At 66.8% G+C, this 19,215-nt stretch carries 17 protein-coding genes and 1 riboswitch; of the genes, 12 read left to right on the forward strand and 5 right to left on the reverse strand.

Annotation, left to right across the window (positions count from 1 at the left end; genetic code table 11):
• Nucleotides 1–14 precede the first annotated feature (14 nt).
• Together A3CW_RS0114470 and A3CW_RS46270 are read left to right on the forward strand one after the other, a co-directional pair.
• Nucleotides 15–842: a phosphodiesterase gene (locus A3CW_RS0114470; protein ID WP_028204222.1), complete on the forward strand. Its 828-nt coding sequence runs from the start codon at nucleotides 15–17 to the stop codon at nucleotides 840–842.
• A 113-nt stretch (nucleotides 843–955) separates the two neighbouring features.
• The gene (locus tag A3CW_RS46270; protein WP_051481456.1) at nucleotides 956–2,170 is read left to right on the forward strand and encodes an MFS transporter; all 1,215 of its coding nucleotides are present in this window, start codon (nucleotides 956–958) and stop codon (nucleotides 2,168–2,170) included.
• Between the two features lie 16 nt (nucleotides 2,171–2,186).
• On the opposite strand, the gene A3CW_RS0114480 is transcribed toward A3CW_RS46270, so the two are convergent.
• Both A3CW_RS0114480 and A3CW_RS50925 read right to left on the reverse strand, forming a co-directional pair.
• Nucleotides 2,187–2,729 (reverse strand): ferritin-like domain-containing protein, encoded by a 543-nt coding sequence (locus A3CW_RS0114480; protein WP_028204223.1) that lies wholly within the window; start codon nucleotides 2,727–2,729, stop codon nucleotides 2,187–2,189.
• Between the two features lie 56 nt (nucleotides 2,730–2,785).
• A complete protein-coding gene (locus A3CW_RS50925; RefSeq protein WP_028204224.1) occupies nucleotides 2,786–2,947 on the reverse strand; it encodes a DUF1328 family protein in 162 nt (53 codons plus the stop codon).
• Nucleotides 2,948–3,117: 170 nt separating this feature from the next.
• On the opposite strand from A3CW_RS50925, the gene A3CW_RS0114490 reads away from it, so the two are divergent.
• Complete coding sequence (locus tag A3CW_RS0114490) at nucleotides 3,118–3,255, forward strand: entericidin A/B family lipoprotein (protein ID WP_028204225.1); 138 nt, start codon at nucleotides 3,118–3,120, stop codon at nucleotides 3,253–3,255.
• A gap of 182 nt (nucleotides 3,256–3,437) precedes the next feature.
• On the opposite strand, the gene A3CW_RS46275 is transcribed toward A3CW_RS0114490, so the two are convergent.
• Nucleotides 3,438–4,316 carry an EamA family transporter gene (locus A3CW_RS46275; protein ID WP_051481463.1) on the reverse strand — a complete coding sequence of 293 codons (879 nt, stop codon included), beginning with the start codon at nucleotides 4,314–4,316 and terminating at the stop codon, nucleotides 3,438–3,440.
• A gap of 789 nt (nucleotides 4,317–5,105) precedes the next feature.
• Between A3CW_RS46275 and A3CW_RS0114505 the strand changes: the two genes are divergently transcribed.
• The 5 genes from A3CW_RS0114505 (at nucleotide 5,106) to A3CW_RS0114525 (ending at nucleotide 10,756) form a co-directional block, all read left to right on the forward strand.
• A complete protein-coding gene (locus A3CW_RS0114505) occupies nucleotides 5,106–5,513 on the forward strand; it encodes a GreA/GreB family elongation factor (protein ID WP_028204226.1) in 408 nt (135 codons plus the stop codon).
• 97 nt (nucleotides 5,514–5,610) lie between these two features.
• A riboswitch (TPP riboswitch) is annotated at nucleotides 5,611–5,740 on the forward strand.
• 102 nt (nucleotides 5,741–5,842) lie between these two features.
• Complete coding sequence (gene thiC / locus A3CW_RS0114510; RefSeq protein WP_028204227.1) at nucleotides 5,843–7,774, forward strand: phosphomethylpyrimidine synthase ThiC; 1,932 nt, start codon at nucleotides 5,843–5,845, stop codon at nucleotides 7,772–7,774.
• 212 nt (nucleotides 7,775–7,986) lie between these two features.
• A complete protein-coding gene (locus A3CW_RS0114515) occupies nucleotides 7,987–8,208 on the forward strand; it encodes a glycine zipper 2TM domain-containing protein (protein ID WP_035512967.1) in 222 nt (73 codons plus the stop codon).
• 328 nt (nucleotides 8,209–8,536) lie between these two features.
• The gene (locus A3CW_RS46280) at nucleotides 8,537–8,926 is read left to right on the forward strand and encodes a hypothetical protein (protein WP_035512968.1); all 390 of its coding nucleotides are present in this window, start codon (nucleotides 8,537–8,539) and stop codon (nucleotides 8,924–8,926) included.
• A gap of 231 nt (nucleotides 8,927–9,157) precedes the next feature.
• Entirely contained in the window at nucleotides 9,158–10,756 is a 1,599-nt protein-coding gene (locus tag A3CW_RS0114525; RefSeq protein ID WP_028204229.1) for an L-lactate permease, read from the forward strand.
• A gap of 115 nt (nucleotides 10,757–10,871) precedes the next feature.
• Here A3CW_RS0114525 and bamC read toward each other — a convergent pair whose 3' ends face one another.
• The gene (gene bamC / locus A3CW_RS0114530) at nucleotides 10,872–12,116 is read right to left on the reverse strand and encodes an outer membrane protein assembly factor BamC (RefSeq protein ID WP_028204230.1); all 1,245 of its coding nucleotides are present in this window, start codon (nucleotides 12,114–12,116) and stop codon (nucleotides 10,872–10,874) included.
• Between the two features lie 388 nt (nucleotides 12,117–12,504).
• Here bamC and A3CW_RS0114535 point away from each other — a divergent pair, with 388 nt between their 5' ends.
• The gene (locus tag A3CW_RS0114535; RefSeq protein ID WP_035512969.1) at nucleotides 12,505–12,978 is read left to right on the forward strand and encodes a DUF2844 domain-containing protein; all 474 of its coding nucleotides are present in this window, start codon (nucleotides 12,505–12,507) and stop codon (nucleotides 12,976–12,978) included.
• Complete coding sequence (locus A3CW_RS0114540; protein ID WP_245623639.1) at nucleotides 12,975–14,285, forward strand: DUF3443 domain-containing protein; 1,311 nt, start codon at nucleotides 12,975–12,977, stop codon at nucleotides 14,283–14,285. The genes A3CW_RS0114535 and A3CW_RS0114540 overlap by 4 nt, the downstream gene beginning before the upstream one ends.
• 129 nt (nucleotides 14,286–14,414) lie before the next feature.
• On the opposite strand, the gene A3CW_RS0114545 is transcribed toward A3CW_RS0114540, so the two are convergent.
• Nucleotides 14,415–14,993 (reverse strand): hypothetical protein, encoded by a 579-nt coding sequence (locus A3CW_RS0114545; RefSeq protein ID WP_028204233.1) that lies wholly within the window; start codon nucleotides 14,991–14,993, stop codon nucleotides 14,415–14,417.
• A 120-nt stretch (nucleotides 14,994–15,113) separates the two neighbouring features.
• On the opposite strand from A3CW_RS0114545, the gene A3CW_RS0114550 reads away from it, so the two are divergent.
• Entirely contained in the window at nucleotides 15,114–16,865 is a 1,752-nt protein-coding gene (locus A3CW_RS0114550; protein WP_028204234.1) for a VRR-NUC domain-containing protein, read from the forward strand.
• Entirely contained in the window at nucleotides 16,862–19,153 is a 2,292-nt protein-coding gene (locus A3CW_RS0114555) for an ATP-dependent DNA helicase (RefSeq protein WP_028204235.1), read from the forward strand. Before A3CW_RS0114550 ends, A3CW_RS0114555 begins: the two co-directional genes overlap by 4 nt.
• Nucleotides 19,154–19,215 lie beyond the last annotated feature (62 nt).

Consider the following 19,215-nt stretch of genomic DNA (forward strand, 5'->3'; position numbering starts at 1 on the left):
AAATGAGGACTACCATGCTGCTCGCCCAGATCAGCGACCTGCACATCAAGCCACCGGGCGCGCTCGCCTATCGCCGCGTCGATACGGCCGCGAGCCTCGCACGCACCATCGCGCGGTTGAACGCGCTCACGCCGCGCCCCGACGCGGTGCTCATGACCGGCGACCTCGTCGACCAGGGCTCGGTCGAGGAATACCAGCACCTCAAATCGCTGCTCGACACGCTCGAGATTCCGTACTGGCTCCTGATCGGCAACCACGACGCGCGCGAGCCGCTGCGCGAAGTGTTTGCCGAACGGCCCGAACTGCGCGAAGGCGGCGAGTTCATCCAGTACGCCGTGGACCTCGGCGCGCTGCGCGTGATCGCACTCGACTCCATGCAGCCGGGGCAAAGCGCGGGCACACTCTGCGCGGCGCGCCTTGCGTGGCTCGCGCAGCAACTCGACGCGGCGCGCGGCAAGCCCGTGATCGTCGCGCTCCATCACCCGCCGTTCGACTGCGGCATCGGCCATATGGATGCGATCCGGCTCGACGACGCCGCCGCGCAGGCGCTCGAAGCGCTCGTGGCGCAGCATCCCAACGTCGAGCGCGTGCTGTGCGGTCACGTGCACCGGCCCATGTTCGTGCGCTTCGGCGGCACGATCGCTGCGGCCGTGCCCGCGCCGGCCCACCAGGTCACGCTCGACCTCGCGCCCGACGCGCCCTCCACCTTCACGCTGGAGCCGCCCGCCTTCGCGCTGCATCGCTACGATCCGCAGGGCGGGATCGTCACGCATCACGGCTACGTGGACACGTTCGACGGCCCCTATCCGTTCTACGAGCCCTCGGGCGAGCTGATTGCCTGAATGCGCGACTGGCGGCGCGCTCCCGCGCCGCCAGCGCGATTGTGCGGGCTCCGGTATGATCGGCACGCTCGAAGCCTGCCTTCCGTATCACCGGGCGCCGCCCGCATTCGCACATGTCCACACCTGATTCCGCAAACGCTGGCGCAAGCCAGTCGCTGCGCGGCCTGCTGCTCCTGCTCGCGACCATCGCGGGCGTCACGGTCGCGAACATCTATTTCAACCAGCCGCTGCTCGACGATTTCCGCCAGAGCTTCCCGGCCGGCGCCGCGTGGATCGGCGCCGTGCCGGCCGGCACCCAGCTCGGCTACGCAGCCGGCATGCTGCTGCTCGCGCCGCTCGGCGACCGCTACGACCGCCGCCGCATCATCCTGCTGCAAACCGCCGGCCTGTGCGTCGCGCTGCTCGTCGCGGCCACCGCGCCATCGCTTGGCGTGCTGGTCGGCGCGAGCCTCGCGATCGGTATCCTCGCCACCATCGCGCAGCAGGCCGTGCCGTTTTCCGCGGAACTCGCGCCGCCCGAGGCGCGCGGCCACGCGGTGGGCACGGTCATGAGCGGCCTCTTGCTCGGCATCCTGCTCGCGCGTACGGCGGCCGGTTTCGTCGGCCAGTACTTCGGCTGGCGCGCGGTGTTCGCGGCGTCGATCGTCGCGCTGCTCGTGCTCGCGCTCGTGATCGTGAAGAAGCTGCCGAAGAGCCAGCCGACCTCGAAGCTCGGCTACGGCAAGCTGCTCGGCTCGATGTGGCATCTCGTGCTGGAGCTGCCCGGATTGCGTGAAGCGTCGGCGACAGGCGCTTGCCTCTTCGCCGCGTTCAGCCTCTTCTGGCCTGTGCTGACGCTGCTGCTCGCGGGCGAGCCATTCCATCTCGGGCCGCAGGCGGCCGGCCTGTTCGGCATCGTCGGCGCGGCGGGTGCGCTGGCCGCGCCGATGGCGGGCCGCTCCGCCGACAAGCGCGGGCCGCGCGCGGTCATCACGATGTCGATCGTGCTGATGGCGCTCGCCTTCGTGATCTTCGCGTTCTCCGGCACGAGCCTGATCGGCCTCGTGATCGGCGTGATCGTGCTCGACGTGGGCGTGCAGGCCGCGCAGATCTCGAATCAGTCGCGCATCTACGCACTGCGCCCCGAGGCGCGCAGCCGCGTGAATACAGTGTTCATGGTCTGCTACTTCATTGGCGGCGCGACCGGTTCCGCCGTGGGCGTGACCGCGTGGCACGCATTCGGCTGGATCGGCGTGTGTGGAGCGGGCATCGCATTCACGGCGCTCGCCGGCTGGATTCACCATGCAACGCGCCCGCGCATGGGCGCGGGCGCGCAGACTTCTTCCTGAGGGCTAGCGGCAAACGCTATTTGCGCGTGTACAGCAAGTCGGTCATGTCGTCGGCATGCTCTTCCTCCGTCGCGAGGATCTGCTCGAAGATGCGCCGCGTGGTGGTGTCGTCGTGACCGAGATAATTGATGATCGCGCGATAGCTCTCGATAGCGATGCGCTCCGCGATCAGATTCTCGCGGATCATGTCCTTCAGGTCGGCCCCTTCCTTGTATTCCGAGTGCGAGCGCTCGACCAGCGTCGCCGGCGAGAAGTCGGGCTCGCCGCCTAGCTGCACGATGCGGGCCGCGAGCATGTCGGCGTGCTGCTGCTCCTCGGTTGCGTGCTGGAGAAACTCGGCCGCCACCGACTCGGACTCGATGCCCTTCGCCATGAAATGGTGCCGCTTGTAACGCAGCACGCACACGAGTTCCGTGGCGAGCGAATCGTTGAGCAGCTTGAGCACGGTCTGGCGATTCGCGGGGTAGTCCGGCGTGACCGGCCCCTGGTCGAGATTGCGGCGCGCCTCATCGCGCACGCGTTTGAGATCGAACTCAAACGAAGCGTGTGTCTTCGACATCTGACTCTCCTTCGAACATGGCATGCATGAATGGGTTTGGCTTTGCATGGCGCGCGTCATCTGTGCATCACGCCTAGCAGCAACGTGACCACGAAGACCACGAGGAAGATGTAGAACAGGATCTTGGCGATTTCGGCCGCGCCCGCAGCGATTCCCGTGAAGCCGAATACGGCGGCAATGATCGCGATGATGAAAAACACGATGGCATAGTGAAGCATGGCGTAGTCCTCCTTGTTGGCGGATGTGCTGCGCTATGTCGCGCCTGCGTCAGCGCTAGCGCAAGCAGCGGACCCGACGCATGCCCATACGCGGGCGCATGGCGGCACAAATGACCGGGCACGGGACATGCTGGAGAGTGATCTCCCTTGATACCGTGGAGGACTTCCTCATGAAACGCCTGATTGCCCTCTTTCTCGTTACCGCTTCGCTGGCAGCGCTCTCGGGCTGCAACACGATGGCGGGTGCCGGCGAGGACGTTTCCGCAGGCGGCCACGCCCTCACGAACTCGGCGGAAAAGGCGAAGTAGTGTCTGGCAGACGGTAGAGGCACCGGGATGACGGCTAACGCGCGCACGTAGCCCGTACGTGGCTGCCGGCATCGATCACCGGTGAACGATGAAGTCGCGGCCGCTGTGCGCCTCACTTGCACAGCGGCCGCGCGCGCAACGCGGTGCGATGACGCGAGATGCGTCGCGAAGTCAGAATGAACTCAGGAAGTGCGGCGGCGGTCGTCGAACAGGAACGACAGACCCACGCTGCCGAGAATCAGCACGGTCGCGACAACGGTTGCGTTCGTGACCGGCTCGCCGAGCAGCAGCGCGCCGAGCGCGACGGCAACCACGGGATTCACGTACATGCAGCTGCTCGCGACGAGCGGGCTGGTATGGCGGATCAGATAGCCATACGCGACATAGGCGGCCATCGTGCCGATGAACAGCAGGTAGAGGAACGCCAGGAGCGGCAGGAAATGCAGCTCGCCCATGCGTTCGCCGCTGATCCATGCGACCGCCGTCGAAATGGCGCCGCCAAGGCCGATCTGCAACGCCGTCGCGACGAAGAGATCGGTCGGCAACGTGAGCTTGCCCGCCAGATGCGCGCCGATTGCCCAGAAGAGCGCGCCGCACAGAATCGCGAGGCTGCCGCCCGCTGAGCCGGACGCGGCGCCGCCATGGCTCAGGATGGCGATGCCGACGAGGCCGAGCGCGACCGCGGCCCATTCGGCCTTCGCCACGCGCCGCCCGGTGACCGCCGAAATCACGGTCGCGAACAACGGCACCGTGGCGACCATCACGGCCGCCTTGCCGGTGCCCACGGTACGCATACCGTAGGCGAGCATGCCGCTCGACAGGCCCACGAGCAGCGTGCCCACCACGCCCGCGTTGCGCACTTCGAGCAGCGTAGGCATGACGGGCCGCCGGCGCATGGCGAAGACGAACAGGCCGATCCCGGCGAGCAGATTGCGCAAGCCGGAGAGCAGGAGCGGCGGGAACGAATCGAGCGCGACCTTCACGCCGAGATACGTCGAGCCCCAGACGAAGTAGACGACGGCGAGCGAGAGCGCGACGCGTCCGGTGCGCGATTGCGGCAGCCGCGCGGCACGCGCGAAACGCCATAGCGCGGCTGCGGCCTGCTGGGCACCAGCGAATAAAGATTGAGTGTTCACGCGGGAAGGCAAACGGGGAGGCATCGTCATTTCACCGCGGCATATGAAAGGCAGGACCGCGGGCGCCCCGGCGGCAAGGCGGCGGGACGGGTAAAGCTCGACGGCATGGTGCAGATGCGCAAGAACGCGAAAAAAGACGGAGTACGAAGGACACCCGGGACGGGCGAAGCGCATTATGCAACAACGCCGGGCGTTGCGGAGGCTTTCAGGATGCTTTATGCGCGGCGATTCGTTGCGTGCGCGTCACAGTGGGAACGCCGCGAGCCAGGACGGCCGATCGCGTACCATATCGACGTTCGCCGGCCGCGTCACGCCACGCTTGTTGGATCGTGCTAGCATGACACAACCTTTCGTTTAACTTTCATCAGTCGGGTTTCGTACACGCCACTCGCCATGCTTTCGCTCGTTTCGCGCCCCGTATCCGCCTTGCCGCCGCGCCATTTGCGCGGCGCGCCGGCGCGCGCACGCGCAGAGCGCGAGCGAACGACGCCGTGGTCTCTCGACACCCGAGCGCGCGCGCTGCCTTTCCTGTCCGCCCCGCTCTACGCCGCCCGGCGTCCGCACTGAACCCGCCTCCCCCACCCATCGGAGCCGTTCGGTCGGGCTCCGGGCCGATCCGTTACGCCCCGCTGCGGCCCGCGCCCGATTGCGCGCTTTGGCCCGCCAGCCCTCGCCGTTACCTCGAATCTTTTCTGGATCGCAAGGAGAACCGCCATGTCGAAGAAAATCCGCTACTTCACCGAACTCGATGTTGCCCGCCTCGAAAAATGCGCCGCCGAACCCGGCGCCTCCCCCGCGCGACAGACCATGCTCGATGAGCTTCTCGAACACGCCGTGATCGTGGAGGCGCGCGACATGGCCGCCAACGTCGTGACGATGAACTCGCAGGTCACGCTCGTGGACGAGCGCAACGGCGCATCCCTCACGTACACCGTCGTCTATCCGCATGAGGCGAACGTCGACGCCGGGCGCCTGAACGTGTTCTCGCCCGCGGGTCTCGCACTCCTCGGCGCGAAGCGCGGCAACGCCGTGCGCTTCACGACGCCGGGCGGCGCGGTCGAAACGCTGAAAATCGAACGTATCCTGTTTCAGCCCGAAGCCTCGAAGGATTTCACGCTGTAAGTTCCGCACACACGACACACCTCGCCAAACCGCGCCTGGCACATCGCATTCGAGTTGGCACTTGCCAGATCGTCGCAGCACGGTGTATCGTTTGGCCTTGCTTACGCGGGGGTCCTGCGTCATGCGCCGCATCGAACGAAAGTCATGCAGCGTATTTCGCGGGTGAGAAATACCCTTTGAACCTGATCTGGATAATGCCAGCGCAGGGAAGCGTCCGGACTTCGCAACATCGCTCAACGCCTCACCTCATCACAGCGAAGTCCGTCCACGTTCCGTCTCGTCTCCTGCTAAGCCGCTGTTCCCACTTTGCTTTGCATGGAGAGAGACGCATGAACGCGAATCCGAAGTTCATTTCCGCCAACGCGCACGTCGACGAAGCCGCGATCGCGCCGCTGCCCAATTCCCGCAAGATCTACGTGACCGGTTCGCAGCCCGATATCCGCGTGGCGATGCGCGAGATCACGCAGGCGGATACGCCCACGGGCTTCGGCGGCGAGAAAAATCCGCCGATCTACGTCTACGACACCTCGGGTCCGTACACCGACCCTGAAGCGAAGATCGACATTCGCGCAGGCTTGCCCGCGCTGCGTCAGAACTGGATCGAAAAGCGCGGCGACACCGAAGCGCTGCCGGGCCTTTCCTCCGAGTACGGCCGCGAGCGCGCCGCCGACCCCTCGACGGCCGAGCTGCGCTTCCCCGGCCTGCACCGCACGCCGCGCCGCGCGAAGGCCGGCAAGAACGTCACGCAAATGCACTATGCGCGTCAGGGCATCATCACGCCGGAGATGGAATACATCGCGATTCGCGAGAACCAGCGCCGCGCCGAGTATCTGGAAAGTCTCAAGGCCAGCGGCCCGAACGGCGCGAAGCTCGCCGCGATGATGGGCCGCCAGCATCCGGGCCAGGCGTTCGGCGCAGCCGCCTTCGGCGAGAACGCGCTGAAGGCAATCACGCCCGAGTTCGTGCGCGACGAAATCGCGCGCGGCCGCGCGATCATTCCCGCGAACATCAACCACCCGGAAAGCGAGCCGATGATCATCGGCCGCAACTTCCTCGTGAAGATCAACGCGAACATCGGCAATTCGGCGGTCACCTCGTCGATCGGCGAAGAAGTCGACAAGATGACGTGGGCGATCCGCTGGGGCGGCGACACGGTCATGGACCTCTCGACCGGCAAGCATATTCACGAAACGCGCGAGTGGATCATCCGCAACTCGCCGGTGCCGATCGGCACGGTGCCGATCTACCAGGCGCTCGAAAAGGTCAACGGCAAGGCCGAAGACCTCACGTGGGAAATGTTCCGCGACACGCTCATCGAGCAGGCTGAGCAGGGCGTGGACTACTTCACGATTCACGCGGGCGTGCGGCTGCAATACGTGCCGCTCACCGCGAACCGCATGACGGGCATCGTCTCGCGCGGCGGCTCGATCATGGCCAAGTGGTGCCTCGCACATCACAAGGAATCCTTCATTTATGAGCATTTCGAAGAGATCTGCGAAATCATGAAGGAATACGACGTGAGCTTCTCGCTCGGCGACGGCCTGCGTCCCGGCTCGATCTACGACGCCAATGACGAAGCGCAACTCGGCGAACTAAAGACGCTCGGCGAGCTCACGCAGATCGCGTGGAAGCACGACGTGCAGGTGATGATCGAAGGCCCGGGCCACGTGCCGATGCAGCTCATCAAGGAGAACATGGATCTCCAGCTCGACTGGTGCCAGGAAGCGCCCTTCTACACGCTCGGGCCGCTCACCACCGACATCGCGCCGGGCTACGACCACATCACCTCGGGAATCGGCGCCGCGATGATCGGCTGGTTCGGCACCGCCATGCTCTGCTACGTCACGCCGAAGGAACACCTGGGCCTGCCGAACAAGGACGACGTGAAGGTAGGCATCATCACGTACAAGCTCGCGGCGCATGCGGCTGATCTGGCGAAGGGTCATCCGGGCGCGCAGGTGCGCGACAACGCATTGTCGAAGGCGCGCTTCGAGTTCCGCTGGGACGACCAGTTCAACCTCGGCCTCGATCCGGACAAGGCACGCGAGTTCCACGACGAAACGTTGCCCAAGGACTCGGCCAAGGTCGCGCACTTCTGCTCGATGTGCGGCCCGCACTTCTGCTCGATGAAGATCACCCAGGACGTGCGCGACTTCGCTGCGAAGCAAGGCGTGAGCGACGACGAGGCTCTGAAGAAGGGCATGGAAGTGAAGGCGGTCGAGTTCATCAAGCAGGGCGCCGAAATCTATCAACGCCAGTAAGCGCCGACTTCGGGCTGACTCAGGGCTAACTTCGCCCCGGCGGGCGCACGCCGTCCGCCGAAACATTTTCTAACGACTCCCACAACTCTCTGACAAGCGCACACACCCGGATACGGGTCGCGTGGCTAGGATGAGGGTATCGAGGGTGCGGCGTGTGCGCCAGCGCACGTCGCATCGCTCACTCGAACGCATCATGCGTGGGGAGTCGAAAAATGAAAACGCTCAAACGTGCACGCACGCTCCTCACGGTGACGACACTCGTCGCCGTGCTGGGCAGTCTTGGCGCTTGCGACAACATGTCGAGACGTGACCGCGATACGGTGATTGGCGCGGGCGTAGGCGGCGTGGCCGGCGCGGCGATCGGCGGCAATGCGCTCTCCACCGTGGGCGGCGCAGCGGTGGGTGGCGTGATCGGCAATCAGGTTGGCAAGTAAGTGGCGAACAGGCGGTAGCGCCAGTACGAATCGACGATGCGGCTGCACGACTAGTTGCACGATCGAAGCGACGGCACAGAACAGAAACGATACGACAGGCAACACGCCATTCAAGGCGTGCATCAGGGAAGGATGCGCGGCGCAGACCCTCACGGGCTGCGCCGCGTTTGCTTGGGTCGATGGCATTGCAGCCGCAGGACTACGCGAAATATTCGGTAAGCGAAGCACAACGCAAAGCGGGTTCGTACGGCGTAAGCTCGAACGATCAGACGGCCCGGGCCGGAAGGCGATAATCCCGCGCGGCCGTTCGCCATTCGCGGAGCCCGCCATGAAACGTCCGTCTGTGTTCGTGATCGCCGCCGCGAGCGCGCTCCCCGCGCTTTCCGGCTGCTACTACTACGCCCCCTACGGCTACGCGCCCTACTACTACGGCACCGTGCCCGTGGCGGCCACCCAGCAGGAAGCCGCGGTCGTGCAAACGGCGCCGAACCCCGCGCCGGCCGCCATGCCTGACGCACAGTATCCGGGGCCGCTCTATCCCTCGCCGCCCGTTGCGATCGCCGTGCCTGCGTGGCCAGCCTATCCGGCCTATGCAGCCTATCCTGCGACCTATCCCGCGTACTACCCTTATCCCGCGTACGGCTGGGGCTGGGGTGCGCCCGCCGTCTCGTTCGGCTTCGGCTACTGGGGCGGCGGCGGCGGACACTGGCATCACTGACGCTCACGCACCCAGCCACACGGCAAAATGCACCGCAAAACGGTGCCGGACCGTACTTTCCCTCCTTGACGCTCCCGTTTCGTTATCTATCCTCCAAGTGGGCTAGCGGGGATTGAAGCACCGCCTTAACTCGGCCGCCTGGCCCGGCACTGAACTCCACAGCCGACGACGCGCCCCGGCGCACGCTGCCGCACTGCGGCGCCGATAACGAACCAGCATAAAGGAGACGTGATGTTCCACCAGCTGTTGACCCCTATCGGCAATTCGCTGCTGTTTTCGTTTCTGATCGCCGTGCTGCCCATTGTCACCGTGCTCGTCCTGCTCGGCTGGGCGCGGCGGCCCGCATGGCAAGCCTCGCTCGCGGGGCTCGTGGTCGGTCTGATCGTCGCGATCGCCGGCTGGCAGTTTCCGGTCAATCTCGCGATCAGTTCGGTGCTCGCAGGCGTGGTGTTCGCACTCTGGCCGGTGATGTGGATCGTCGTCACGGCAATCCTGCTCTACAACATCGCGCTGCGCTCGGGCCGCTTCGCGGCGTTTCGCATGTGGCTGCTCGACAATCTGCCCAACGACCGGCGCATCGTGCTCGTCGTGGTCGGCTTCTCGTTCGGCGCGTTGTTCGAAGGGATTTCCGGCTTCGGCACGCCGATCGCCATCACGAGCTCGCTGCTCATCATGCTCGGCTTCCCGACGCTCGAGGCCCTGACCTTCACGCTTATCTTCAACACGGCGCCCGTGGCGTTCGGCGCGCTCGGCGTGCCGATCACCGTGCTCGGCGCGGTCACGCACCTGCCCGCCGATCTGCTAGGCCAGATGGTCGGCCGCCAGTTGCCGTTTTTCGCCTTGCTGCTGCCGTTCTATGTCATCGCGATCTACGCGGGCGTGGGCGGCATGCTGCGCATCTGGCCGGTGCTGCTCGTCGCGGGCGGCAGCTTCGCCCTCACGCAGTTCGTCACCGCCAACTTCATCAACTACAGCCTCACCGACGTGCTCTCGTCGCTCATCTCGCTGATCCTCACCATCCTGTTCCTGCGCGTATGGAAGCCCGCCCCGGATCCGCGCTTCACGATCAAGGTCGATCGCGCGAGCGAAGCGCGCGGCAGCGTGTCGGGCACGCAAGGCTGGTATCCGTGGATCATCGTGTCGGCCGTCGTGATCATCTGGACCATCGCGAAGGTCTTCACGATCGGCGAGGTGAAAGTGCCGTGGCCGGGCCTCGACAAGGCTGTCTACATCACGCTCTACAACACGCCCTATGGCGCGATCTGGGACTTCCAGCCGCTCGCCACCGGCACGGCGATTCTCGTCGCGGCGATCATCACCGCGTTCGTCGTGCGCCTGAAGCCCGCCGATTTCGGCGTCGCGATCGTCGATACCTGGGTGCAGACGCGCATCGCCATCCTCACGGTCGCGACCATCGTCGGGCTCGCGTTCCTCATGAACTACTCGGGGCTCACCTATACGCTGGGTCTCGGGGCGGCTTCGGTCGGCGCATTCTTCCCGCTCGTTTCGGCCTTCCTCGGCTGGGTCGCGGTGTTCCTCTCGGGCAGCGACACCTCGGGCAACGCGCTGTTCGGCAACCTGCAGGTGGTGGCCGCGAAACAGCTCAACCTCAATCCCATCCTGATGGCGGCGACCAACTCGTCGGGCGGCGTCATGGGCAAGATGATCTCGCCGCAGAACATCGCGACGGGCGTCGCGACCACCGACCTCAAGGGCCAGGAAGGTCATGTGTTCGCGAAGACGTTCAAGCACTCGATCCTGTTGACGGTGCTGCTCGGCATCCTCGTGTGGCTGCAGCAGAACGTGCTCACCTGGATGATTCCGCACTGAGTCCGGCGAGCGCGTGCATGAAAAAACCCGCCTGCGCGGGCAAGCGCAGGCGGGTTTTTCTTTTGCGGCATCGGCCGGCCAGCTAGTCCAGCGAATGCCGGCTCAAGCGCGATGCTTAGTGCAGTTCGTCGACCACGAGGCTCATGATCTCCTGCGCCGGGCGCGACGCGTCGATCTGGCCGCTGTCGTCCACGATCGCGATGCGCGTCTGGTTGTCGGTCACGGCGCGCACGTTGAGCTTGTACTGCTTCGCGACCTTTTCCTTGCGGCCGTGGAAGATCTGGTTCCAGAAGCCCTGTTCGTCCGAGCTGTGGTCCTTCGGATCGACGTAGCGCACGTAGTAGATGCCCTTCGTGCGGTCGCGATCGTCCACCGTGAAGTTGGCGCGATCGAGCGCGATGCCCACGCGCACCCATGCGCGGTCGTACGGCTCGCCGAGCGTAAGTTCCGACGAGGTGTACTGGCCCGACGTGCCCTGCGCGCCCGAGTTCGACGAGCCGCTACCCGATTGCTGGCCCACGGCAGCGACGTTCTGCGCGGCCATGGCGGCGGCAGCGGCGTCCGGCGCATTCTTCTTCGCGTCGGTGCCCTTGCTGCTGGCCTTGGCGTCGGCTTCGGCCGCGACCTGCGCGTCGGGCACGCCCGGCTTCGCGTTCGCGAGCGTCATCATGAGGCGCTTGAGGTACTCGGCTTCGAGCGCGGGATCGTTGGGCTTCGGCACCCACTTGCTGGTGTCGTTATTGGTGCCCGAGAGCTGTTCGCTCAGACCCTTCTGGCTGATGAACACATAGGTGCCGCCGCTGGGCGACGTTTCGAGGCGCGTGCGGTACTTGTTGCGCTCGGCGGTCACGTACGAGTTGCCCGTGGCCCACGAGAGCGTGTTGCGGATGAGGCCGTCGCTGATCTTCGGATGGGTTTCGTTCCAGTCCGTTTCCATCACGCCCTTGTCGCGCTGGTCGACCACGAGCAGAAAGCCTTGTTCCTGCCAGAAGCGGCGCACCTGGGCCCAGACCTGGTCGGGCGTGCGGCTGTCGATGACGAGCCAGCTTTCCGTGCCGTCGCGCTGGATATGCATGCCCGGCACCTGCGGGACCACCTGGCTCTCGTCGGACTGCGGCGCGGCGGCCTGGGTCTGCTTGAGCGAGGACAGCGAGGTCTCGCCGCCCTGCGGCGCGAGCGAGCGCTGGTCGGACGCTTCGTCGAGCATGTTCGGCGGCACAGCGAGCGACGACTGCTTTGCCTTGGCGTCACTACGGTAATCGATCTTGCCTGGCGTCGGCGAGCTGCAGCCGGCGACCAGCCCGCCCGCCATCAGAAGCGCAAGCGCGCGTGCGGCAAGACGTTGATGAAAATCACTCATGTTCGGGTAATCCCTTCGGCTACGCCACGGCCAGTTTCCGTGGATCAACCAAACATTTTACCGGTCCGGCGGCCCGCTGTGCAAAAACCACGGGGTGGCACTTAATCCAGGCCCGGCATCCGCCGCGGCGACGCGCGCCAGACCGTCGTCGCGACACCCCAAACCGACCTCGCCGTAACATTCATCTACATTCGATCCGACCCAGCAAGCCTGCTGAATCGCCGTCATTTTCCTTTTAGATCAATGCATTAACTCCGATCCACGCCAACACGCCCCGTTGTGCCCTGCCGCCCTGTCAGCCTGGGACGCTTGTGAGAACGACCCCGGTGCTAATTTCAGCTCGAAATCTCAAAAAAGAGATTCGGAAAAAGTAGGACCGGAGAGCGTCATGAAAACTTGCAGCCTCACCCAGGTGGGCCGCGTCGCGGCCATCGCCTGCGCGCTCAGTAGCCTGAGCTTCGCCGCCGTGCCGGCCCGCGCCGCGCTCGGCGACACTGCAGCGGCGCCGGCCGGCGCCGCCCTGCGCGCCGTCGGCGGCGGCGCGGGCCACGTTGTCAGCTACGTCGACGACGGCGGCACGACCGTCAACGAATATGTGGGGAGCGCGAGCGGGACGGTCTTCGCGTACACATGGCAGGGGCCGGTTCAGCCCAACATCGAGGCGCTGCTGGGCGGTTACGCAGCCGACTGGCGCAGCGCCACCGCGGCGCTTCACGCCACGGGCCGCAACGGCCTGCACGCTGCGCGAGTGGACGGCGCTCAGGTCGTGGTCGAGACGGCCGGCCACATGCGAGCCTACGTGGGACGCGCGTGGCTGCCCGCCGCGTTACCTGCGGGCGTGAGCGTCGAGGATATCCAGTGAAGACCTGCTCCCAGCGCCTCGCACACCCGCCCGGCATCGGGCAGCGCCTCGCCCTCCTCGCGCTTTGCGCCGCGCTCACTGCTTGCGGTGGCGGCGGTGACGGAACCGCTCCGGTGAGCGCGGTCGCCACCGCACCCGCCAGCGCCCCGGGTGCCGCAAGCGCGGCAAGCCCCTCGAGCGCGCCGTCGACCGCCAGCACGAGCGGCACGGTGCCGCAATCGACCACGCCCAATGTCGTAGCCGTCAGGGTCGGCCCGACGCCCACCTCGACGCGCAACATGCTGATGACGAGCGTCACGGTCTGCGTGCCGGGCACCGCAACCTGCGCGAACGTCGACAACGTGCAGGTCGATACCGGTTCGCAGGGCCTGCGCCTGCTGGCTTCTGCGCTGCCGGCGGGCTTCCCGCTGCCCGCCGTGCCGGCCGGCGCGGGAACCGACATCGCCGGCGAATGCGCCGTGTTCGGCACGGGCTACACGTGGGGCGCGGTGCGCAGCGCCGACGTGAAGCTCGCGGGCGAGACCGCCGCCGCATTGCCGATCCAGTTGATCGCCGACCCGGCCGTGCCCACCTTGGCACCGGCCGGCTGCGCCGGCAGAGGTCTCGCGATGAACAGCGCCGCCACGCTGCGCTCGAACGGCATCCTCGGCGTGGGGCCGTTCAGCGCCGATTGCGGCGTGTCCTGCGTCAGGGCGGCAGTCACGCCGTGGTATTACGCTTGCCCCGCGAGCGGCTGCACGGCGAGCGCGCAACCGCTTGCGCAACAGGTCAGCAACCCGGTAGCGGGCTTTGCCACCGACAACAACGGCGTGATCATCGACTTGCCTGCCCTGGCCGACGGCGGCGCATCCGGGGTGAGCGGGTCGATGATCTTCGGCATCGGCACGCAGGCGAACAACACGCTCGGCAGTGCAACCGTGCTGCGCGCGAACTCGGGCACCGGCTATGTGAAGACGACGACATCGGACGGCACCGTCTACTCGCTGAGCTACCTCGACACGGGCTCGAACGCGCTGTACTTCAGCAGCTCGACGATGACGCGCTGCGGGTTCTGGTATTGCCCGGGTTCGCCTGTCAGCCTCGGCGCAACGATAGCCGGCATCGACGGCGTGGGCGCTTCCGTGACCTTCGCGGTCGCGAGCTCGACGACGCTGCTCGCCAGCGGCAACTGGGCCTTCGGCAATCTCGCTGGCTACAACGGTCGCGCGTTCGGCTGGGGGCTACCGTTCTTCTTCGGGCGCCGCGTGTTCACGGCGATCGCCTCGCAGATCACGCCCGCAGGCAGCGGACCATTCTTCGCGTTCTGAGCGCGCCGGTGGCCGCCAACGTCCAATCAGTCACTAACGAAGAAGGCCTCTTGCGAGGCCTTCATGAGCGCAGGTTGCGCGAATGTCGAGCGGATGTAGAAACGCAACCGCGAACAGAGTGCGCCCGCCCTAGTCGTTTGCGGCGTTCGGGTCGGGCTTGGTCTTCGCGAGCTTCGGCGGCGCGAGCCAGCGGAACGTCGCGAGGCCCGAGTCGTTGAAGGTGCACTCCGCGGCCGCCGGCGTGACCGCGGCCTTCTTGATGCCGAGTTTCGCGACCAGCGCCGCGACCGGCGTGGTCGGCTTGCCCTCCGGCGCGCCGCCCTGGGCGACCGGAGCGGTGGGAACCGAAATCGTGCCGGGCAGCGCCGCCGCCTGCACCGTCGGCGCGGTGATCGTGGTCGCCTCGTTGGCGCCCTGCGCCGTGGTGGATGACGCCGCCGATGCGGCCGAAGCCGCCGATGCCGACGGCGCCGAGGCAGCCGCGGGGGCCGACGCCGCGCCGTTCTCGAGCCGCCCTTCGATCACCACGCGCGCACCACGATACGTCGTCGCGCTATGCGTGACTTTCAGGTCGCCGAGCGTCGTCTCGGCAAGGCGGCTACGCATCGCCTCTTCGCAGGTGCTGGTGTTGCGGTACTGCGCCGCGCATCCCGCGAGCAGGGTGACGGCGGCCGCGAGGCCGGCGAAGCATGCGTTACGTTTGTTCATCGCTCATCCGATTTTCAGGCTGCGGCAATTGTAGCGTACGGGGCGGGGAATCCCTGACGGCGCTCGCGCCCGCGTGCGACCCTGCTATCATCGCTGCTGTATATCCGTACAGTGCCGCGCGTGCTTCCCGACTCTCCCGATCCGTTCTACTACCTCGCGAACTTCGAGCGTGCGCTAGCGTGGCTCGATGCGCGCTGCGCCGACCTGTTCGACGACGCCGAGCGCCGCTTCGCCGACGATTTCTCCCAGCTGCCGCAAGCGTCGCGCGCGCTCTTCGTGCGCATGCTGATGCGCAAGGGACCCCATTTCCGCGCGAGCCGTCTCGCGTACGACGAGATCGGCTGTCCGCGCGCGGCGGCGGCACCGCTCGTCGCGGCGGGCTGGCTCGACGACACGCCCGCGCTCGATCTCGACGCGCTCGCCGCGCTCGTCACGAAAGCCGAACTGCAGGCGCTCGCCGCGCGCCTTGGCATCGCGCCCGAACCGCGCGCCACGCGCGCGGCAACGCTCGAGACGCTCGATGCACACTATGCCGCCGCGCCCGAGCCGCGCGACTGGCATGCGTGGTTCCCGGCCTCACCCGACACCGTACTGCTGTTCGCGAGCGCCCCGCTCTGCGAGCGCCTGAGGCTCATGTTCTTCGGCAACCTGCATCAGGACTGGTCGGAGTTCGTGCTCGCCGACCTCGGCGTCTTTCGCTACGAAAGCGTGCCCTTCGATCGCGCCTCACGCGCGTTCCAGCGCCGCGAGGACATCGACGCGTATCTGGCGCTGCGCGATTGCCGCGACGGACTCGAGAGTGCCGCCGAGGCCCTGAACTTCGACGCTGCTGCCGCCATCGCCGCAACACTAGAAGCGCTCGACGCACTGGCCGCGCGCACGCACGCCAATGTGTGGCTGCGCGCCCGCCACGACAAGCTGCGTCACGCCACGGGGCTCGCCGCCGAGCGCGCGGGCGAACCGGAACTCGCGTGGCGCGCTTATCTCGACTGCGGTCATCCTGAATCGCGCTACCGCCGCGTGCGTGTGCTCGAACAACTGAACCGCCGCGAGGAAGCGCTGGCGCTCGCGCAGACCATTGCCGATGCGCCCGCAAACGAAGAGGAAGCGCAGCGCGCGGCACGCACGCTCGGCCGTCTCGCACGCACGCGGGCGAAGTCGAAGACGAGCGCCGAGCCGGGGTTCGCCCAGCACGAACTCACGCTGCCCGCGGCGCCTCGCGCACTGCGCGTCGAGGAAGCCGCGCGCATCGCGCTCGCCACGCCGCAAGCGCCCGTGTTCTATGTCGAGAACACGCTGATCAACGCGCTCTTCGGCCTGCTCTGCTGGCCCGCGCTGTTCGCGCCGCTGCCAGGCGCGTTCTTCCATCCGTTCCAGCGCGGCCCCGCCGACCTGCACGCCGCCGACTTCGTCGCACGCCGTGCTTCGCAGTTCGAAGCCTGTCTCGCCGAACTCGAAACGCACGCCTACCGTGACTCGATTCTGCGGCGCTATGCGGAAAAATCCGGCACCCAGTCACCGTTCGTCGCCTGGCCCGCACTGAGCGACGAACTGCTCGCGCTCGCCCTCGACTGCTTCCCCGCTGCCCATCTACGTCTGTGGTTCGAGCGGCTGCTGCGCGAACCCGTTGCCAACCGCTCGGGGCTGCCCGATCTCGTGCGCTTCTGGCCGCACGAGCGGCGCTACGAACTGATCGAGGTGAAAGGCCCCGGTGACCGTCTGCAGGACAACCAGCGCCGTTGGCTCGCGTATTGCGTGCAGCACGGCATGCCGGTTTCCGTGTTGCAGGTGCGCTGGCCCGGCCTGCCCGACGCAGCCGACGAAGCCAATGAAGCCAACGACAGCGCCGCCCAGGCGCTGCGCGCGCCATGAGCTACACCGTCGCCGTGCGCACGCTGTGCGAGTTCACCGCGAAGCGCGGCGACCTCGACTTGCGCTTTACGCCCTCGCCCGACGCCAGCGATGGCCGCGCCGGCCACGCGGCCATCGCCGCGCGCCGCCCGTCCGGCTACGAGACCGAGATCGCGCTCTCCGGCACGTTCGAATCGCTCACCGTGCGCGGCCGCGCCGACGGCTACGATCCCGCTCGGCGCAGGCTCGAAGAATTCAAGACCTATCGCGGCGACCTCGATGCGATGCGCGAGAATCAGCGCGCGCTGCACTGGGCGCAGTTGCGTGTCTATGGCGCGCTCCTGTGCGACAAGCTCGGCCTCGATGCGCTCGAACTCGCGCTGGTGTACTACGACATCGGTTCGGGCCGCGAGACGGCGCTCGTCGAGCATGCAAGCGCGTCGGCATTGCGCGCTGCGTTCGAAACGCAATGCCGTCGCTTCGTCGCGTGGGCCGAGCAGGAAAGCGCCCACCGCGCCGCGCGCGACGCCGCGCTCGCCGCGCTGAGCCTGCCGCATCCGCAGTTTCGGCACGGCCAGCGCGATCTTGCCGAAGCGGTCTGGCGCGCGGCGACACAAGGGCGCTGCTTGCTCGCGCAGGCGCCCACCGGCATCGGCAAGACCATCGGCACGCTCTTTCCGCAATTGAAGGCCTGCCCGCGCGCAGCGATCGACAAGGTCGTGTTTCTGAGCGCGAAAAGCTCAGGGCGTCAGTTGGCGCTCGACGCGCTCGCTACGCTCACAAGCGCGCAAGACGAAGCAAGCGCCGATGCGCAACGAACGAAGGTGCCCTTGCGCGTGCTCGAACTCGTTGCGCGCGAAAAGTCTTGCGAGCATCCCGAAGCGGCATGTCATGGCGAATCGTGCCCGCTCGCGCGCGGCTTTTACGACCGTCTGCCGGCCGCGCGTGCCGCGGCGCTCGAACGCGTGCGGCTCGATCGCGCGGCACTGCGCGCGGTGGCGAGCGAGCATGCCGTGTGCCCCTACTACCTTGGCCAGGAACTCGCGCGCTGGAGCGACGTGATCGTCGGCGACTACAACTACTGGTTCGACGCGAGCGCCATGCTGTTCATGCTCGCCGCGCACAACCAGTGGCGCGCGAGCGTGCTCGTGGACGAAGCACACAACCTCCCCGAGCGCGCCCGCGCGATGTATTCGGCGGAACTCGTGCAAACGCGCATCGACGCCGTGCGCCGCGCCGCGAGCGCACCGCTCAAACGCGCGCTCGCGCGCCTGCAGAAGCACTGGAACGCACAAAACGCCGTGCTGCCCGGCGCCTGGCGCGCGAGCGACACCTTGCCCGAAGGCCTCGTCGCCGCGCTCGGCGACGTGATCGGGGCGATCGGCGACCAGCTCGCCGAAGCCGCGCTCGTGCGCGACCCCGAACTCGAGCGCTTCTATTTCGACGCCCTGCACTTCACGCGCATTGCCGAACGCTTCGATACGCATTCGCTTTTCGACATCACGCCATTGGCGCACCAGAACGCGCGCCGCCCGCGATCCACGCTCGCGATCCGCAACATCGTGCCGGCGGATGCACTGCGCCCGCGCATCGCCACGGCACACAGCATCGCGCTCTTTTCGGCGACGCTCTCGCCCACGCACTACTACAGCGACATGCTCGGCCTGCCTGCCAACACGGTGAGCATCGACATCGACACGCCGTTTCGCGCCGAGCAGCTCGACGTCCACATCGCCCGCCATATCTCGACGCGATATAAGGACCGCGAACGTTCACTCGAAGCGCTGGTTGGGCGCGTGGCCGCGCAATTTGCCGAGCGCACCGGCAACTATCTGTGCTTTTTCAGCAGCTATGACTATCTGCAGCAAGCCGCCGACGCGTTTGCGGCGCGCCATCCGGAGGTGGACGTCTGGCTCCAGTCGCGCACCATGGACGAGGCGGGCCAGCAGGCCTTCGTCGCGCGCTTCGTGGAAGGCGGCCGCGGCATCGGTTTCGCCGTGCTGGGCGGCGCGTTCGGCGAAGGCATCGACCTGCCGGGCACGCGGCTCATCGGCACGTTCATCGCGACGCTCGGCATGCCGCAGGTGAACGCCGTGAACGAGGCGATGCGCGCACGCATGGATACGCTCTACGGCGACGGCTTCGACTACACCTACCTGATTCCGGGCCTGCGCAAGGTCGTGCAGGCCGCCGGGCGCGTGATACGCACCGAGCACGATCGCGGCGTCGTGCACCTGCTGGACGACCGCTTCGCGCAGCCCGGCGTGCGCGCGCTGCTACCCGCGTGGTGGCGTATCGCCGCCAGTTAATCTGGATTCCAGATCAATCGTGAAGCAAATAAAGGCTCGCGCACTTTTCGGTGTGCGAGCCG

The organism is Paraburkholderia nodosa DSM 21604, assembly GCF_000519185.1.
In the GTDB taxonomy this organism is placed as follows: domain Bacteria; phylum Pseudomonadota; class Gammaproteobacteria; order Burkholderiales; family Burkholderiaceae; genus Paraburkholderia; species Paraburkholderia nodosa.

Coding starts and splice junctions, on each gene's coding strand:
- A3CW_RS0114545 (WP_028204233.1), bottom strand. CDS start 14,993: ATGAACAAACGTAACGCATGCTTCGCCGGCCTCGCGGCCGCCGTCACC.
- A3CW_RS50925 (WP_028204224.1), bottom strand. CDS start 2,947: ATGCTTCACTATGCCATCGTGTTTTTCATCATCGCGATCATTGCCGCC.
- A3CW_RS0114525 (WP_028204229.1), top strand. CDS start 9,158: ATGTTCCACCAGCTGTTGACCCCTATCGGCAATTCGCTGCTGTTTTCG.
- bamC (WP_028204230.1), bottom strand. CDS start 12,116: ATGAGTGATTTTCATCAACGTCTTGCCGCACGCGCGCTTGCGCTTCTG.
- A3CW_RS46270 (WP_051481456.1), top strand. CDS start 956: ATGTCCACACCTGATTCCGCAAACGCTGGCGCAAGCCAGTCGCTGCGC.
- A3CW_RS0114490 (WP_028204225.1), top strand. CDS start 3,118: ATGAAACGCCTGATTGCCCTCTTTCTCGTTACCGCTTCGCTGGCAGCG.
- A3CW_RS0114555 (WP_028204235.1), top strand. CDS start 16,862: ATGAGCTACACCGTCGCCGTGCGCACGCTGTGCGAGTTCACCGCGAAG.
- A3CW_RS0114505 (WP_028204226.1), top strand. CDS start 5,106: ATGTCGAAGAAAATCCGCTACTTCACCGAACTCGATGTTGCCCGCCTC.
- thiC (WP_028204227.1), top strand. CDS start 5,843: ATGAACGCGAATCCGAAGTTCATTTCCGCCAACGCGCACGTCGACGAA.
- A3CW_RS0114470 (WP_028204222.1), top strand. CDS start 15: ATGCTGCTCGCCCAGATCAGCGACCTGCACATCAAGCCACCGGGCGCG.
- A3CW_RS0114535 (WP_035512969.1), top strand. CDS start 12,505: ATGAAAACTTGCAGCCTCACCCAGGTGGGCCGCGTCGCGGCCATCGCC.
- A3CW_RS0114480 (WP_028204223.1), bottom strand. CDS start 2,729: ATGTCGAAGACACACGCTTCGTTTGAGTTCGATCTCAAACGCGTGCGC.
- A3CW_RS46280 (WP_035512968.1), top strand. CDS start 8,537: ATGAAACGTCCGTCTGTGTTCGTGATCGCCGCCGCGAGCGCGCTCCCC.
- A3CW_RS0114515 (WP_035512967.1), top strand. CDS start 7,987: ATGAAAACGCTCAAACGTGCACGCACGCTCCTCACGGTGACGACACTC.